The organism is Sphingomonas echinoides, from assembly GCF_029623395.1.
GTDB classification, from domain to species: domain Bacteria; phylum Pseudomonadota; class Alphaproteobacteria; order Sphingomonadales; family Sphingomonadaceae; genus Sphingomonas; species Sphingomonas echinoides_A.
Genome location: NZ_JAPYKK010000009.1, coordinates 75,829 through 93,017 on the forward strand (window position 1 = coordinate 75,829; position 17,189 = coordinate 93,017).

Sequence of the window (17,189 nt, forward strand, 5' to 3'; positions counted from 1 at the left end):
GTGGCTGGCCTTAGGCCGATTGCGGGATGATGCTGATCATCTCGTCTTCGCTCGGTTGTTTCGCCGGCTTGAGCTTGAGCGCCTGGTCGGGCTGGACGTGCCGGCTCCGCGTCGCCGGTTCGAGCGCAACCGTCTCGCCGCTCTCCAGCGACCGTTCGATCGCCGCGAGCACCCGCATATCGAACAGACCTTCCTCGCCGTCGGCTTCAGGATGAAGATCGTTGAGGATGCAGTTCGAGAAATACTGGGTCTCGTTGCCGAACTGCTCGACCGGGTCGAAGCTGCGGCATTTGCTGCCTTCTTCCGTGCGTTCGACGTAGGAGATCCCGACCTTGGGACCGAACATGAATGCTGGATTGGCGTGGACGCTCGCCTCGGTGCCAACGAGCTCGAAATATTCCGACGAGGCGGTGGCGTAGCTGACCGTAAACTGCGCGATCCGGTCGTCCGGAAAGCGCAACGTCACCGCGACGGTATCGTCAAAGTTGAACCCGCGCCCAGCCGTTTTGGTCCCGATCGCATGCACGGCGATCGGCTCCTGACCGAACAGGTTGCGGACCGCGTTCAGCGGGTATGTCCCCATGTCGGGCACCGGCCCACCCCAATAGCCATTGTGGCCACGGGAATTCGCTTCGGCCACATTCTGCGCGAAGACCGACGAGAAGCTGCGTAGCTCGCCGAATGCCCCGGCGCGGGCGCGCGTGATCAGGTCGACCGTGCCTGGTTCGTGATGAAGCCGATAAGCGATCATCAGCTTGGCGCCGCTCTTCTGCTGGGCTGCCAGGATCTGTTCGGCTTCCGCGACGCTCGATGCCATCGGCTTTTCGAGCAGGACGTGGATGCCCGCTTCGAGCGCCGGTACCGCATAGTGCAAATGCAGAAAGTTCGGCGTCGCGACATACACCGCGTCGATTTCGCCCGATTCCAGCAGGGCGCCATAATCCGCGTAGGACCACGCCTTGATCCCGTACAGCTTGGCGAGCTTGTCCGCCTTCACGGGATCACCCGTGACCAGCGCCGTCATCTCCGAATTGTCGGTCTGCGCCACGCCGGGCATGAACGCTTGCTGCGAAATCTGGCCGCCGCCGACCACGGCGTAGCGTACCTTCTTGGTGTGTCCGAACATGTCGGTCCTTCAATCTGTCTGGGGAAGCCATGCAAACGACGGACTCCGGGGATCGTTGCATCCTCGTCGGCGCCGATCGGTGTTGCTCCGGCCGTGAAATTGGCTAGTCCAGGCAAGGGTAGGGCAGCAGGGTAAGGGCGGGCGGAATTGGCACGGAAGGCGGTCCCGGGACGAAGCACGACCATCGTGGACGTCGCGGCAGCGGCGGGCGTCTCGGCGATGACGGTATCCCGGGTGATCAACGGTCAGCCGGGGGTCGGCGCAGAGACGCGCGCGACCGTCCGCGAAACGATCCGCCGCCTGGACTATCGGCCAAACCAGACCGCACGCAATCTCGTCACGTCGACCGAGCTGCGGATCGGCGTCGTCTATTCCAACCCGAGCGCCGCTTTCATGAGCGATTTCCTGACCGGGGTGTTCGAAGAAGCCTCCGAGCGCGGCGCGCGATTGATCCTCGTGAAGGGCGAGGGGGGGCGGCTCCCGCCACTGGCCGCGATCGAAGCATTGGGGGCATCGGGGGTTTCGGGTGTCATCCTGACTCCGCCGCTTGGGGAATCGCCGACCGTGCTGCGGGTTCTGCGCGATGCGGGGATACCGTTTGCCTGCGTCGGCGCGCACCGGGTGCCAGGCGCGATCTGTGTCCGTATCGACGACCGCCAAGGCGCGTATGAGATGACGCGCGATCTGATCGCGCTGGGGCATCGCAACCTGGGCTTCGTCGTCGGGAACCCCGATCAGGCGGCAAGCGCCGAACGTCTCGCGGGGTTCCATGCGGCGGTCCGCGAGAGCGAGGGCGTCCATACCGTGGTTGCCCAAGGCGACTTCAGCTATGCCTCGGGGTTGGTCGCCGGCGAGCAACTGCTCGACTCCGCGCAACCACCGACCGCGATCTTCGCGAGCAACGACGACATGGCGGCAGCGATCGTCTCCGTCGCGCATCGGCGGCAATTGGACGTGCCGGGGGAACTGACGGTCGTCGGGTTCGATGACACGACCGCGGCGGTAACCTTATGGCCGCCGCTGACCACCGTCAACCAGCCGGTACGCCAACTGGCGGCGGAAGCGCTCGGGTTGCTCGTCACCGAAATCGCCGCGCCCAAGCACACCACCGATCACCCCGAACGCGTCCTGCCGCACAGCATCATCCGGCGGCAGTCGACGGCCCCCCCGCGCTCGCGATAGCCTTCCGCAGCTACCGCCAGAAGGCGCGCCCTTCGATCGGCGGCGACGAGAACCGCTCTACCCGTCGCGTCCTTCATACCGAAAGAAGGCAAAGTCCGCGGGGAGTGCTGTGCCACCCATGTCCTGACAGGCCATGCCGACGAACGTTCCCGTGAAATTGGGCAGCCCCGGCAAAGACGCCTCGTCGGACAGGATGCTCGCGTCATAGACCTGGTCGAGCCAGATCCAGTCTGATCCCTCTTCGCCGCGCGCGAGCCGCCACGCGAAGCGCAGTTGGTCGTGATCGACGTCGACCCGCAATTCGACTGGCCCGTCCGGGAGCTGCGGGACCACCACGGTGGTCCCGCAGCGTCCGTCTTCCGGCGAGGCGGTCATCACCTGCAGTTGCCGTGTGGTGTCGTCGTGCGTGATGTTGAGGTAATGGAACTTGGTGCTGTTATAGTAACAGATGAGCCCGGCCGCCTGCTGGAAATTGGTCGGTTCATAGTCGATCCGCGTGGTGGCGGTGTAGCACAGATCCTGCTGTCGCCGTGCAACGAGCGACTGGCTGAACGGACTTCCGACCGTTTCCCGACCGTACAGCCGGAGGAAACCGGGCCGTGCACTCAGGCTGAACAGCGTCGTGGAATCCGGGGTGCGGAGCCATTGGAACGCTTCAGGCAACGCCCCCTCGTCAAACGTGCCGTCGGACGGGCTGGTCGGCCACGGTGCCGGTTGCAAGGCGGGTGCCTGCGGCGCGGGGTCCGGGCGCGCGTCTCCGTTCTGTGTTCTGAGCCATCCGTCTTCCCCCCACACCATCGGCTGCATTGCGGTTTCCCGGCCGAGCACGCACCGTTCGCGCGACGGCAGCGGTCGCCCGCAAAGGTAGGCGATCCAGGTCGTACCGTCGGCCAGATCGAACAGGTCGCCATGTCCGGCCCGCGTCAACGGTCCGTCGCGCCGGCCCGCCGCGGTCAGCACCGCGACGTCCGGATGGACCTCATACGGGCCGAACAGCGACCGGGATCGCGCCATCGTGACCGCATGGTCCCACCCGGTCCCCCCCTCCGCGACGAGCAGGTGATACCAGCCATCGCGCTTGTAGAGATGCGGTCCTTCCGTGAAGCCGATGTCCGTACCGTGAAAGATCGTACGGCGTTCGCCGATCAGCTGCAGTGTGTGGCGGTCGAGTTCCTGCGCCACGATGCCAGCGAAGCGCCCGTTGCCCGCGCGGTGATCCCACAGCATGTTGAGCAGCCAGGTCCGCCCGTCGTCGTCGTGGAACAGGGCGGGGTCGAACCCGCTGCTATTGAGAAACACGGGGTCGGACCATTCGCCATCGACCGTGTCGCACGTCACGACGTAATTGTGGAAGTCGCGTAGCGACGCGCCCGACGCGCCGTTCACGGTGGTTTGCCCGTATCGCTTCACATCGGTGTAGACGAGCAAGAACCGACCGTCCGTATAGGTCAGGTCGGGCGCCCATACGCCGCACGAATCGGGATCCCCGCGCATGTCGAGTTGGCTCGCGCGCGTCAGCGGTCGCGCCGCCAACCGCCAGTGCACCAGATCCCGGCTATGGTGGATCTGCACCCCTGGATACCATTCGAAGGTCGACGTCGCGACGTAGATGTCCTCTCCCACCCGGGCGACGGACGGGTCGGGGTTGAAACCGCGAAGCACGGGGTTGCGTAACTGCGTCATGCGGGTTTGCGTACCAAGGTCCAGAGGATGGCGGCGCCGATAAGGTCGAGAACGCCCAAAACGATGAAAAACGGAACATAGCCGACCTGATCGACCAGCTTGCCCAGCGAAAGCGTGAAGATCAGGACGCCGAGGTTGGCGGCGAGACCGGCAAAGCCGGTCACGGTGGCCACCTCGTCCCGGTGGAACAAGTCCGACGCCATGGTGATGACGGTGACCGACAGGGTCTGATGCGCAAATCCGCCGAGACAGAGCAAAGCGATGGCGACATAGGGGCTGGTCGCCAATCCGACGAACGCCATCCCCGTCATCATCACCGCACCCAGGGTGAACGCCCATCGCCGTGCGTCGATCAGCGATACGCCGCGGCGTTGCAGCAACGCGACGACCGCCGGGCCGAACAGGCAACCAAGGTCCGCGGCAAGGAACGGAAGCCAGGCGAAGATGGCGATCAGCGTAAGATCGAATCCGCGTTCGCGGGCAAGGTACAGCGGCATCCAGAACGACAACATCCCCCAGACGGGATCGGCGAGCAGCCGGGGCAGGGCGATGCCCCACAGGTTCCGCCGCCGCAGTAGCGCGGAAATCGGCTGACGCTTCGCAGCACCCGGGGAACGCGCGACTTGCTCCGTCTCGATATGCGCGCGTTCGTCTGCGCCAAGCCGGCGATGCTGCGCTGGCGTGCGATACCACAGCAACCACGCCACGCACCAGACGAGCCCGAGCCCGCCGGTGACGACGAACGCCAGTCGCCAGCTTTGCGTCATCACCGCCCAGGCGATCAGCGGCGGTGCGAAGACCGCGCCGAACGACGCGCCGATGTTGTAGATGCCCCCCGCGACCCCGCGTTCGCGCGCTGGAAACCATTCCGCGATGAGTTTCTGTCCCGCCGGTTGCGCCGATCCCTCCGCAAGGCCGAGCGCCAGCCGCAGACCCGCGAACGAAGGCCAGCCTTGCGCCAGCACGTGGGCGATGGTGATCAGCGACCAGATCGCGACGCACAGCGTAAACCCGAGGCGCAGCCCGAAACCGTCGAGAAAATAGCCGACCAGCGGCTGGAACATCACGCCAAGCTGAAACGCGCTGGTCACCCAGCTATATTGCTCGCTCGAGATTCCCTGCTCGCTCAGGATGACGGGGGCCGCGACGCCGAGCACCGACCGGGCGAGATAGTTCAGGATCATCGCGACGACGAACAGCGCGATGATCGTCCAGCGAATATACGGGAACGGGCGCCGCATCCCGCCATGATCGGCTGTACTTTCCCCCGCCATGACACCCTTTCCCGTTAACGTTATCCGACCAGTCGGTAATTAATCTTGAACGACCGTTGGCAAACGCCTCGCCGCGGATCACGCCGCGCTGCTGTACGCTAGGCGGCTTGGCACCTTTGGCCAAATCACGAGCGTCTTGTCAAACGGGTCGGACTATTGACTAGATCCGGCGACCGCCATACCAAGCAGCGGTAACGTTAACGTTGAAAGCGGATTTCGCCGCCGACGACGCCAAACGCCAGGGCGTAAAAGCGCCGATCGTTCAATGCAGACGGGGAGAGGTGCCATGCAGACGGCCCAACGGAATACGGTTTCGCTACACTCGGCCGAGCAGGTCGCGGCACACACGGCTGGCAGGACACCTCGGATCGGTGCGTTCCGCCGCCAGATCCGTTTGTCCGCCGGGATCCTCGCCCTTTCGTGCGCGATGAGCACGACCGCCGCGTTCGCGCAGGTTGCGACCACCGAAACGCCCGCGCCCAATCAGCCGGCGGCGCAAGTTCCCCCCGGCGCGATCGATCCGACCCCGCCCGACAGCGCCGAGCCCACCACCGGTAGCAGTGACGACATCGTCGTGACCGGGTCGCGCATCGTCTCCAACGGGTTCGCCGCCCCCACGCCGACCACGGTGATCGGCACCGCGCAGATCCAGGGCAATGCCCAACCCAACGTCTTCACGACGATCGCGCAGCTCCCGTCGCTGCAGGGCTCGAGCGGGTCCGCCACCAACACCTTCAGCACGTCGAGCGGGCAGCAGGGGTTGAGCTCGCTGTCGTTGCGCGGCCTCGGTCCGATCCGGACCCTGACGCTGCTCGACGGGCAGCGCGTGGTCGGCGCATATTATACCGGCGTCACCGACGTCAGCCAGTTCCCGCAACTGTTGATCCAGCGTGTCGACGTCGTAAACGGCGGTGCATCGGCGTCTTATGGCTCGGATGCGGTCGGCGGCGTCGTCAATTTCATCACGGACACGCGCTTTACGGGCATCAAAGGCAACGTCCAGGGCGGCATCACGACTTACGGCGATAACGAACAGGGCCTGATCCAGCTCGCCGCCGGTCACAGTTTCCTCAACAACCGCCTCCACGTCGTCGCCAGCGGCGAATATGCCAAGGAAGCCGGCGTCGGCCCCGGCGATTTCGGTCTCGATCTTGCCGGCGGACGCACCTGGTTCACGCAGACGTCGCTGGTCAATCGCAACGTCGTCAACGACGGATCGCCCCAATATCTGTTGCTCGACAACGTTCAGAGCACCGGTTTTACCAAATACGGCCTGATCACCGCAGGTCCGTTGCAGGGCACCGCGTTCGACAAGAACGGGCAACCGTTCGCGTTCAATTACGGATCGAACGGCACGCCGTCGCGCAACGCCGCGGGGACGGTCAACGGTTGCTATCCCGGCTTCTGCGTGGGCGGGGACACGTCCGGCAACATCGATACCGGGCGATCGCTGCAATCCGCGATCCAGCGCGTCGTCGGCTATGGCCGGATCGGCTATGATTTTGCCGACGACAACGAAATTTACGCGACGATCAACGTCGCGCAGGTCAAGACCAACAATCAGCCGACCAACGGCGCGAACCGTCCGGGTCTCACGCTTCAATGCGCCAACCCGTATCTGCCCGCGTCGGTCCGCGCCGCGTGCGCGACCGCTGGCATCACCAGTTTCCAATATGGCACCAGCAACGCGATCCTGCCGAACACCAAGGTGTTCACGGACCGCCGCCAGTATCGCTACGTGGTTGGCGCGAAGGGCAAGGTGCTGATCGGCGGGTCGAAGTGGACCTACGACGCCTATTATGAGCGTGGCATCAATAACATCGCGGTCGATGTGAACAATGTCCTGCTGACGCCGCACTTCAATCAGGCGATCCAGGCGGTCGAGCTGAACGGTGCGATCGTCTGCGCCAGCGCGGTCGCCCGCGCGAACGGCTGTCAGCCGATCAACATCTTCGGTGGCGCCGAGCCGTCGGCTTCCGCGAAGGAGTATGTCAGCCCGGCCAAGGGTCCGTTGCAGCGCATGCGGCTGACGCAGGATGTCGTCAGCGTCAACTTCTCCGGGTCGCCGATCGATTTGTGGGCAGGACCGTTGGCAGTCGCGTTCGGCGGGGAGTATCGCAAGGAATATTACACGGTGCGCGCCGACGCTTACGGCGCCGGTGTTAGCAGCATCAGCCCCAATACCGCGGATTATCCGGCGGACCCGACCCTGCTGGCGGCTGGAAACAACTGGTATGCGGGCAATTACAAGAACGGCAACGGCGCATTCGACGTCAAGGAAGCCTACGCTGAGCTTGACCTGCCGATCCTCAATTCGGAAACGCTGGGGCGCGCCAACATCAACGGCGCGGCCCGCGTAACGGAGTATAGCACGTCCGGTACAGCTTGGACCTGGAAGGTCGGTGGAACTTGGGATACGCCGATCCAAGGGCTTCGCCTGCGCGCCGTGACGTCGCGCGACGTGCGTGCGCCAAACCTGTCGGAACTGTTCGCGGCGCCCGTTACTACGACGCTCCCGAACTTCCTTGATCCGGTTCGCAACGTGAACGTCGTCGCGATCCAGAATGCCGTGGGCAACCCCAATTTGACGCCCGAGATCGCCCGCAACACGTCGTTCGGCGCGGTGCTGTCGAACCCGAGCTGGCTACCGGGGTTCAGCGTGTCGTTCGATTATTACAAGATCAACATCCGGGATGTCGTGTCGAGCCTTGGTGCTGGGCAGATCGTTGACTTGTGCTTCCGCAACATCCTGCCCGAGACCTGCAGCGCGTATAATCTCAACAACCAAGACGGGCCCAACTTCGTCAACGTCCAGTCGTTCAACCTCGCGTCGATCAAGACGAGTGGCTTCGACATCGAGGCAAGCTATCGCTGGCAGCGCCCTCTGGGCTTGCCGGGCAACTTCACGGTTCGTGGCCTCGCGACCCATATTCAAGAATACATCACCGACACCGGTTTGCCGGGCACGATTCCGTCGGAGGGCGCAGGGGTGAACCTGGGTTCCACTCCGAAGTGGAAATGGCTTGCGGTTCAAACGTATGACAATGATCAGTTCAGCCTGCTGGTGCAGGAGCGCTGGTTCAGCGACGGTACGATCGGTCAGCAATATGTCGTCTGCTCGCCCGGCACGTGCCCGCTCTCGACGCCGAATGAACCAACCGTCGACAACCGGTTCATGCCCGGGTCTTTCTATATCGATATCGGCGGGACGTATAACTTCACCAAGAAGGTGAGCGGATACTTTAAGGTCGACAACCTGTTCGACAAGGATCCGGCGCGGTCACCGTTCAACGCCAACCCGGCTTTGTACGACATCGTCGGCAGGACCTACCGCGTGGGCGTTCGCTTCAACTTCTAGTCTCGAACAGAATCGTCACTGCTCGGAAATATTGACGCGGAACGGGGGTTCCGCGTCAATATTGCTTCAGGCTTTCAGGCCCTTGGCCATGTTCAGATGCGCCGTTACGGTCGGAACCAGGTTCGTCGCGAAGGTCTTGAGCGCCGGCACGTCACCCGATGCCGCATATGCCTTCAAGGCGTCGAGGGTCTGCTGATGGCCGGTCGTCTGGGCATCGATATAGGCGCGATTGAACTCGGCGCCGGTCTTTCCTTTCAACCCGTCCACCGTCTGCTGCTGCGCTGCGGTCAGTGTCGCATCAGGTGCGATCGGCGGGGTCAGGCCGCTGACTGCCATGGTCAGTTTGGCGGTCGACTCGGTATGCGCGTCGATCATCTTCTGCGCATATTTCTTGATCGCGGTAGAAGACGAGCTGTTCAGCGCCATTTTCGACGTCGCGATCTCGAACGCGTCGCTTGCGGCGGCCGTATTCGCAAACGTCTGCCCGGCTGCCGGCGTGACGACCGGCGACGTCGATGCGGTTGTCATTTCGGTGTTGGTCGTGGTCATCGTCGTATTGTCGACCGTGGTCTTCTTGCCGCAACTCGCCAGCGCGAGCGCGCCGGCGGAGACCAGCACGAGATAGGATGTCTTCACGAAAGTTGCTCCTGTTGTGAACGTAATCGGCACGCGTCCTCAACAACCGCTGCGACGGGACGTTCCCAACAGGCGAAGATCGCGCGGGACCTTTGCCTTCGCTGCGCCGTTGGTGCGCTGCGCGGCAAGCAGCCGATCCGCAGGCATTTCGAGGAGGACATCGAATGAGCATTTTCGGGAACATCATGAGCAAGATTTTCCATCATGGTTCGGCAAAGGCCGCGACGCCCGCGCCCGCCGCGCCGGCCCAGGCGGCACCCGCACCTCCGCCGACGCAAACGCCTGCAGCTGCTGCGCCCGCACCAGAACCCGTTCAGTCGGTCGACGTAGGCGCGGTTCTTTCGGAAATGGCATCGTTGAAGGACGGCGGCGGTAACTATCAATCGTCGATCGTCGATTTGCTCAAGTTGCTCGACCTCGATTCGAGCCTGACCGCACGTAAGGAACTGGGCACCGAACTCGGCGTCCATGCGGGTGCCGACGGCAGCGCCGAGCAGAACATTGCGCTGCACAAGGCGGTGATGGCGAAGCTCGCGGAAAATGGCGGCGTCGTTCCGGATTCGCTACGCAACTGACGGTGAGGGCGCGAACCTGATCACGGGTTCGCGCCGATTGCCCGCTGCGCCCGGCCCTTGCTCCGCAGAGGGCATCGTCCGATAGGGCGGATGGGCAAATCGGCGCTGCGGGGGAATGACGATGATCGTGCGGACGGACGAAACGCTGGATGTCGATGTCGCGGGATCCGGCACGATGCGCATGCATCTCTTCCGACCCGCAGGCGACGGGACGTTCCCGGGTGTTCTGCTATTCTCGGAAATCTATCAGGTCACGGCACCGATAAGGCGGCTGGCGACGATGATCGCGGGCAACGGCTATGTCGTTGCCGTTCCCGAAGTCTATCATGAATACGAAGCGGCGGGCACGGTGTTGGCCTATGACCCAGCCGGGACGGATCGTGGCAACGCGCTCAAGGTCGCGAAACCGGTCGCTGCCTATGACGCCGACGCAGCTGCTGCACTGTCGGCCTTGGCGGCGCATCCGGCCTGTAACGGAAAGCTCGCGACGTTCGGCGTGTGTCTCGGCGGTCACCTGGCGTATCGCGCGGCGTTCGATCCGCGGGTGTTGGCGGCAGCGTGCCTCTACCCGACCGACATTCATTCCGGAACCCTGGGCGAGGGCAAGGCCGACGACAGTCTCGCGCGGGTTGCGGATCTAGCGGCGGACATGCTGTTCGTGTGGGGGCGGCAGGATCCGCACGTCCCGTTCGCCGGGCGCGAAGCGATCCGGGCGCGGCTCGAGGAATGTGCCACCCCGTACGAGTGGCATGAGATGAACGCGCAACATGCGTTCCTGCGCGACGAAGGACCGCGCTACGATCCAGCGCTGTTCCTCCAGGCAATGACGTTGACGCTCGAATTCTATCGACGCACGCTGCGGTGACGCCGGAGAACTCCCTCTCGGCGAAGGGGCTGTCCTCCCAATTGCGGGGTTAGGCCTTGAGAACCAACCCCTTGCGATCCATCCACCAGCCCATCGCCCAGCACAGCATCGTATAGGCCAACGCGCACGCCAGCGACCCGAGCGCACCCGGCGCGATCCGCTGGAAGATTTCGATCCCGACCCAGTCATACAGCCCGTGATCGGGACCGACCGGGATCAAGTTGATCGCGGTCACGAACAGTTCCGAGAACAGGTAGATCGCCAGTGGATTGCGCCCGAGGATGACGAAGAAGCGCGTGCCGCGCCGGAAACCGCTAACCTCAACCAACTGGATCACGCCTGCGAGGGCGATGCAGTCGATTCCGGTCGTCAGCAGGACGTAGGACCCTGTCCACAGTTTCTTGGCGATCGGGAACCACGGCGACCAGGCAAGACCCGCGACGACAAGCGCGACGCCGATCAGTGCCATCACCCGCACCGTCCGAGACAGATCGGCATCGCGCTGCACCGCGCGCCCAGCCAGATACCCCGCCAGGACGTTGACGATGGCGGGCAGGGTGCCCAACAGCCCCTCGGGATCGAAACCCCCGTCCTTCTTGTAAAGATGTCCCGGGCCGAGCAGCCACAGATCGAGATGCGTTCCGATTGTCCCGAACTTGTCATAGGCCATGCCCGGCGCCGACAGGAACACCAGCATCGCCCAATAGCCGAGCAGCAGCGTGGCGCACGCCACCAGGATCTGCCGAACGGAAAGCCAGCGGACCAAAACGCCCGCCGCGATATAGCATAAGGCAATCCGCTGCAGCACGCCCGGGACGCGCGTCAGCGCAAACGGGATCGGTTCCCACCCGGCTTCGCCGTGCGCGACGAAGGGAAACCAGTACATCAGGAAACCGAGGACGAAGATGGTCGCCCCGCGCCGAAATAACCGCACAAGATAGGGCCGCGCGGGCAACGGCTTGCGCATCGCGAAGCTCATCGCATTACCCATCGCGAACAGAAAGCTCGGGAAGATCGCATCTGCCAACGTGAAGCCGAACCATTTGGCATGGACCAGCTCGGCATAGGCTGGAGCGCCAGGTCCGGCTGTGTTCACCAGGATCATCAGGAAGATCGTGATCCCCCGAAAGACATCGAGCGCGGTGAAGCGGCGGGGAGCGGCGGAACCGATCGTATCGGTCATGGGCGGTCCGCCTCGGCAAGCAATGCGCGGATCTCGACCAGCGGCGCAGCAGGCCTTTGCCGGGGCCACTCACGACCGTCCTTGAGCCAGGTCTGCTCCCATGCCTTGACCGCGGCGACGGTCGCCGTTTCGTCCATGGGTGTATGCGCCTGGGCTGCCTTGCGCTGCGCGGCGAGAAAAATCTGCCAGCGCGGCAGGTAGTAACCGGCGTACAAACCTTGCCACGCACGCGAGGCATAGTCCGATAAATTGCCTTCACCGCCCCAGACGGTGACGATCGCCTTCGCTTGTTGTTCGAACGCATCCTTCTCGACTGGCGTGTCGCCATAAGCCCGCGCACTCGCGATCCAGCTTCCCAGCGTTTCCTGCTGGTTGCCGATCAGCGCATCGATCTTGCGCGCAAGGCGCTCTGCGGTCGCAGCATTGGCGTCGCCGCTTGCGATATCCCCGGCGGCGTAGGCCTTGATCGCCGCCTGCAATTGGTCGTCTAGACGGAGGGTGGCGTATTGGCGCGAGAAATCGATCAGGTCATAGACCAGCAGCGGGGCAGGTTGCCTCGGCGCGTTCGCGAGCAGACCCGCGATCCCCGCGCGCAGCTCCGCCGCGTTCCCCGGTGCGGCCGGATACTCGGCCCCGGCGAGTGTCGGGCGCTTGAAGAACAGATGCGCGCCCGCCTTGTTCTGCCACCAGCGCGGCGTCCAGTAGCGCGTGCTGTATGCGCCGCTGATCACCTTGCCCCACGCGGCCACCATTCCTGGCGGGGCCGCGCCGTAGCGTGCCCTGGCATATTCGGCGATCCAGTCCGCAACCGGGCGGCGCGCAGCATCTCCCCATGCGAGATCATAGGCATAGGTGTACGCAACGGAGTTGCTGTTCAGGCCTTCGGGAAACATGCCGAACCCGGTCAGGTTGCCGCGGGACGGGCTCCGCGCCAGCGCTGCCAGATCGTCCCGATAGAAGCCCAGGTCGCCATAGACCGGATTGCTCCCGCCATAATTGTGGACGTAGCCATAGACCCACTTCTTACCGTCGAAAGCCCCGGTCGATTGCCAGATGCCGGGGTAACGGTCGTTGCCGATGTCGAGCAAAAGCATCCGATCGTTGGGCACCCGGCTGAGGAACGACCGGATCGCCTCTGGCGTCCAGAAGGTCTTGTCGGCGCCGAACAACCAGCCCTGCATGACCCAGGTCGCGTTCGGCGCGGCAGCGGTCACCGACTGGAACAGTTTCTCGCCGTAGGCAGCAAGCCTGGAATCGCGGACGGAGGCGGGGAGGGCGGCGGCGCGGGTCGCCGCGGAATTGGCGATGCTGTCGCCATATTTTGCCTCACTTGCATCGCTGCCGTCTTCAGCGATCGGCGGTACCATCTCGTTGAAGGCGTCGGCGAGGTAATAGTCTCCGGGCCCATAAGCCTGTGTATAGAGCTGCGTGAACCGCTTCGCGAGCGTGGCGAACAGCGGATCGGACGGATCGAGCCAGTAGGTCGGGCTGAACCCCTCCCACGCTCGCATCCGGTAAATCTTCGCTTTTGGATGCCGATCGGCGAACGCCTTGGGCACATAACCCGAGAAAGCGGGCAGGATCGGCTTCATCCCGAGCGAATGCATCCGCGCGAGGATCTGGCGTTGCAGCCGGTGCTTCTTCTCGATCCAGCCGGTAAAAAGCGGGGCGCGGTAGCCTGCGATGTTCCCCATCCGTTGCCACGGCAGGAACGGTGCCGCGGAGAGGCCGTCGGCAATCGTCGCGTCGTCGAGACCCTGGTCGCGCCACAGCGCCCGCCAGACATATTCCTGGCCTTCCATCGCCAGCGGCGTGTCGATGCCGCGCGCCGCCATCCAGTCGATCTCGCGGGTCCAGTCGTCCCAGGTCCACCACGGCGTGGTGTAACCGAAGGTACAAGTATTCAAATACGTCCGTAGCGCAAAGGACGATTCCACCGGTCCGGTATCCCCGCTCGGTAGGGTGCCGATCGGCGCGATCCGGCGTCCCTCCCAACTGAGCGACAAGCGGCCTTGCCGCTGCAGATACTGCGTCGCCCCGTGCACCAATGCGACCGAGGAGGACCCTTCCACCAGCATGTGGCCGCCCCGCGCGACCCGCACCCGGTAATAGGGTTTGGCCGCGGGTTTGACCGCCAACGTTACACTCGTGGCCGGAATGCCGAGCCGCCCGAGCGCATCCCGCGCCGCAATCGTATCGCGCGTCTGCGCCTGGGCGGCATCGGCCACCACCAGCATGACAAGGCCCGCCAGAACGGGGAGGTAGGAGAGTCTTGTCATGACAGGGTGGGATCGTTTCTTGTTAGGCTACGTGGGTCAGAAGCGGGCGGTGGCGGACAGGTAGTAGGTCCGACCCGTCCGGCTGGCGAGCTGGAACGTGTCCGCCGTCGTCTGGTACGCATCTTCGTGGGTGTTGTTCAGGTTGATGATCCCACCCGTGAAGCTGAGATACTTGGTCGGGGTGAAGCCCGTCGCCAGATCGAACTGGGTGCGCGCGCGCACCGTGTGGGTCTGGCCGCCGTCGACGAAGAAGCTGGTCGACGCATCCTGCTTGTACGCGCTGCGATGGTTGATCGAGAGGCGGACGCTGAACATCTGGTTTTCCCAGTACGGCGTCAGGTTCCAGGTCAGCTTCGACAGGTCGCGCAGGTTGAAGCCAGTGCCGAGGGCGGGCGAGTCCGCATCGACGACGGTGACGTTGCCCGTCGCGCCGAAGCCCTTCAGCGGCAGGAAGTCGTCGAAGCTCTGCGATGCGGCGACTTCGACGCCCTTGATGTGGATGACGCTATTGTCGTTCAGCTTGCGACTGAAATTATAGTCGGTTCCACCATCGGCAGACTGGCAGTTGCCGACCTGGCCGTTCAGCGTCACGCCGTTGAACGAGGTCGGGCAGTAGAATTGCGTGAAGGTCCCGTTCTTCACGGCTTTGTAGAAGCCGGCGACGCTGATCGAATTCCCGCGACCATAATAATATTCCAGGCTGATATCTGCCTGGTTCGCGGTCAGCGGCTTCAATCGCGATTCACCGTTTGATACGGATACGCTGGGGCGGATCCCGGTATTGTCGGTGACGAAGGTATCGGCCATCTGCGTCTGGCTGTTGAGCAGCGGGCGTACCAGCACCTTGGCGACCGCAACGCGGGCGACGAGCCGGTTCGTCAGGTCGAGGGCGAACGAGGCGCTTGGCAGGACATTGCCATAATCCTGGATCACGTTCTGCTTGCTCAGCAGTGCCGAGCCGCTGTCGGTGCCTGCGGTGAGGTTGGATGATACGTTCTGGTGCGTGTGCTCGTAGCGAGCGCCGAGGTTGCCGCGCAGCGTCTTGCCGAATACGACCGTGTCGACATTGGCCATCGCATACACGGATGGAATGTAGCGGTCGACGCGATAGCTGTTCGCGAAGTCGCGCACGTCCGGCACGGTGATGCCCTTCGATGCGAGGATCGACTGCCACAGCGGTGCATTGGTTTCGAGGAAGCTGTCCGGAATGCCGATCTTCCCGTCCAGGAAGTTCGTGACGCGAATGCCGGTTGTGCTCAGGTTCGGAATGAAGGCGTATTCCGGATAGAGGTCGGGCCTGGATACGTCTGCGTCGCGGTCATGCCGAAAGGCGTCCGTCTGGAAGCTCTCGTGGTGATATTTCACGCCGAACACGAGCGACTTCACTCCGAAAGCGCCGACGTCCTTAGTGACGTCGAGCTGGCCGGAGACGTCCTTGGCGGTCTGAATGTGCGTCGCACCGTCGACGAAGGCGAAATAGGTGCGGTTCGCCGGGTTGAACAGCGTGCCGTTCCACACGCCCGGATCGGTGTTGAACTTGACGTTCGTCGGGTCGGAGATGTCGAGCGAACCGCCGGCAGCCACGTTTGCGCCATCGATCGAGGCGAATTCGCGAAGATCGGCGTCCCCCTTGGTATAATGCGCAACCGCGTGGATGTTCCAGGTATCGCCCGGCTGCCAGTTTACCGTGCCGGTATAGGCTTGGGTCTTGAGGTTGCGCGTCTCGGGCTGGTCGTTGTTGCCAACCCCGAAATTGCTGATCGTGATCTTGTCCGCCACGCCATTCGCGGTGTGGTTGACCGTGATCTTGCTCGGATTGGTCTTGTCGGTGGGGTTCCACCGGCCGAACACCAGCTGCTGCGTATCGTAGCGCGTGTCGTCCTTCGAATATGTACCCTGGAGGAGGACTTCGAAATTGGACTGCGGCTTCCACTGGATTGCGCCGCTGGCCATCAGTTGCTTGCTGTCGCGATCGATGCGACGCAGGCGGAAGTTGCCGGGGACATAGTTGGTGGGATCGACGACACCGGGATTGTACCAGTTCTTGACGAACGCGTAGTCGCCGCGATCCTTCAGTTCCTGGTAGCTGACGTTCGCCATCACGCCCAACGTGCCGCCTGCGAAGCTACCGATATAGGCACCGCTGATTTTCGGCGTAATCTGCTTGCCGCGATATTCGGAATTGTAGCCCTTCACCCCGAGGATGAAGCGCGGGCCCTTGTAGGCGAGGGGCTTGACCGTATCGATGTTGACCGTGCCCGAGAGACCGCCGGTGTCCATGTCGGCCGTTGGTGACTTGATCACCTGGATCGCGCTTGCGAGATCCGTCTGGACGATGTCGTAACGGAAGCCGTCCTTGAAGTCGGCGCTGGCGAAAGTCTGCCCGTTAATCGTCGTGCGGGCATATTGGGCACCCAGGCCGCGAATGCTGATCGTCGCGCCGCGTCCGTTGATGTTCGACATCTGGACGCCGGCAATCCGTTGAATTGCTTCAGTGATGTTCTGCGCAGGGAATTTGCCGATATCCTCCGAGGTGATTCCGTCGGTAATCCGGATATCGCGGCGCTTGGCGTCGGCGGCGGATTTCAGGCTCTGTCGGAAGCCGACGACGGTGATGTCCGATTCGACGCCGGACGCTTGGTCGGCGGGCGTCGTCGCCACCGGTGTCGCTACCCCGGGATCGGCAACCGGGCCTGCCTGGGCCGAAGCGGAATTGGTAGCGATGATTGCGGTAATGCAGCCCGTTGCAAGTAACCAGGCCTTGACGCTGCCGTGCGGAAGCCGTCGTCCGATAGACATATTCTGTACCATATGGTCCCCCCAAATACCCTGTCACTGTAGGACGCTGGTGCTGGCCTGAAGCCATTGTCACCGCGCCCACCCCTGCAGCGTAACCGGAGTGTCATGGAAGAGCTTGCTACCTGTCAAGGCCAAAACAAGACAAAAACATTACGTCTGATAGCCATTGGTATCCTGCAAAAAGTTGACATCATTTGGAGAAGCTTTTGTCCATGACAACCAGTTTCTG

11 protein-coding genes are annotated in these 17,189 nt (G+C 63.3%); 4 read left to right on the plus strand and 7 right to left on the minus strand.

Annotated features, from left to right (window positions below; all coding sequences use genetic code 11):
• Positions 1 to 10: 10 nt before the first annotated feature.
• Positions 11 to 1,126: a Gfo/Idh/MocA family protein gene (locus QBJ92_RS07610; protein ID WP_277969092.1), complete on the minus strand. Its 1,116-nt coding sequence runs from the start codon at positions 1,124 to 1,126 to the stop codon at positions 11 to 13.
• Between the two features lie 186 nt (positions 1,127 to 1,312).
• On the opposite strand from QBJ92_RS07610, the gene QBJ92_RS07615 reads away from it, so the two are divergent.
• On the plus strand, positions 1,313 to 2,308 hold the full coding sequence (locus tag QBJ92_RS07615; RefSeq protein ID WP_277969093.1) for a LacI family DNA-binding transcriptional regulator: 996 nt from the start codon (positions 1,313 to 1,315) through the stop codon (positions 2,306 to 2,308).
• Between the two features lie 57 nt (positions 2,309 to 2,365).
• Here the strand turns inward: QBJ92_RS07615 and QBJ92_RS07620 are convergent, their stop codons facing one another.
• A complete protein-coding gene (locus tag QBJ92_RS07620) occupies positions 2,366 to 3,991 on the minus strand; it encodes a glycoside hydrolase family 43 protein (RefSeq protein ID WP_277969094.1) in 1,626 nt (541 codons plus the stop codon).
• The gene (locus tag QBJ92_RS07625; RefSeq protein ID WP_277969095.1) at positions 3,988 to 5,265 is read right to left on the minus strand and encodes an MFS transporter; all 1,278 of its coding nucleotides are present in this window, start codon (positions 5,263 to 5,265) and stop codon (positions 3,988 to 3,990) included. Before QBJ92_RS07625 ends, QBJ92_RS07620 begins: the two co-directional genes overlap by 4 nt.
• Before the next feature lie 427 nt (positions 5,266 to 5,692).
• Here QBJ92_RS07625 and QBJ92_RS07630 point away from each other — a divergent pair, with 427 nt between their 5' ends.
• Positions 5,693 to 8,623 (plus strand): TonB-dependent receptor domain-containing protein, encoded by a 2,931-nt coding sequence (locus QBJ92_RS07630; RefSeq protein ID WP_431358378.1) that lies wholly within the window; start codon positions 5,693 to 5,695, stop codon positions 8,621 to 8,623.
• 66 nt (positions 8,624 to 8,689) lie between these two features.
• On the opposite strand, the gene QBJ92_RS07635 is transcribed toward QBJ92_RS07630, so the two are convergent.
• Positions 8,690 to 9,259 (minus strand): DUF4142 domain-containing protein, encoded by a 570-nt coding sequence (locus tag QBJ92_RS07635; RefSeq protein WP_277969097.1) that lies wholly within the window; start codon positions 9,257 to 9,259, stop codon positions 8,690 to 8,692.
• 164 nt (positions 9,260 to 9,423) lie between these two features.
• Here QBJ92_RS07635 and QBJ92_RS07640 point away from each other — a divergent pair, with 164 nt between their 5' ends.
• Together QBJ92_RS07640 and QBJ92_RS07645 are read left to right on the plus strand one after the other, a co-directional pair.
• A complete protein-coding gene (locus tag QBJ92_RS07640) occupies positions 9,424 to 9,834 on the plus strand; it encodes a DUF3597 domain-containing protein (RefSeq protein WP_277969098.1) in 411 nt (136 codons plus the stop codon).
• 121 nt (positions 9,835 to 9,955) lie between these two features.
• Complete coding sequence (locus QBJ92_RS07645) at positions 9,956 to 10,699, plus strand: dienelactone hydrolase family protein (RefSeq protein ID WP_277969099.1); 744 nt, start codon at positions 9,956 to 9,958, stop codon at positions 10,697 to 10,699.
• A gap of 49 nt (positions 10,700 to 10,748) precedes the next feature.
• On the opposite strand, the gene QBJ92_RS07650 is transcribed toward QBJ92_RS07645, so the two are convergent.
• The 3 genes from QBJ92_RS07650 to QBJ92_RS07660 are packed head-to-tail and all read right to left on the minus strand — an operon-like array spanning position 10,749 to position 16,960.
• A complete protein-coding gene (locus QBJ92_RS07650; protein ID WP_277969100.1) occupies positions 10,749 to 11,882 on the minus strand; it encodes an acyltransferase family protein in 1,134 nt (377 codons plus the stop codon).
• A complete protein-coding gene (locus QBJ92_RS07655; RefSeq protein WP_277969101.1) occupies positions 11,879 to 14,161 on the minus strand; it encodes an alpha-N-acetylglucosaminidase in 2,283 nt (760 codons plus the stop codon). The genes QBJ92_RS07650 and QBJ92_RS07655 overlap by 4 nt, the downstream gene beginning before the upstream one ends.
• Before the next feature lie 36 nt (positions 14,162 to 14,197).
• Positions 14,198 to 16,960, minus strand: a complete 2,763-nt coding sequence (locus tag QBJ92_RS07660) for a TonB-dependent receptor (protein ID WP_277969102.1) — start codon at positions 16,958 to 16,960, stop codon at positions 14,198 to 14,200.
• Positions 16,961 to 17,189: the final 229 nt, after the last annotated feature.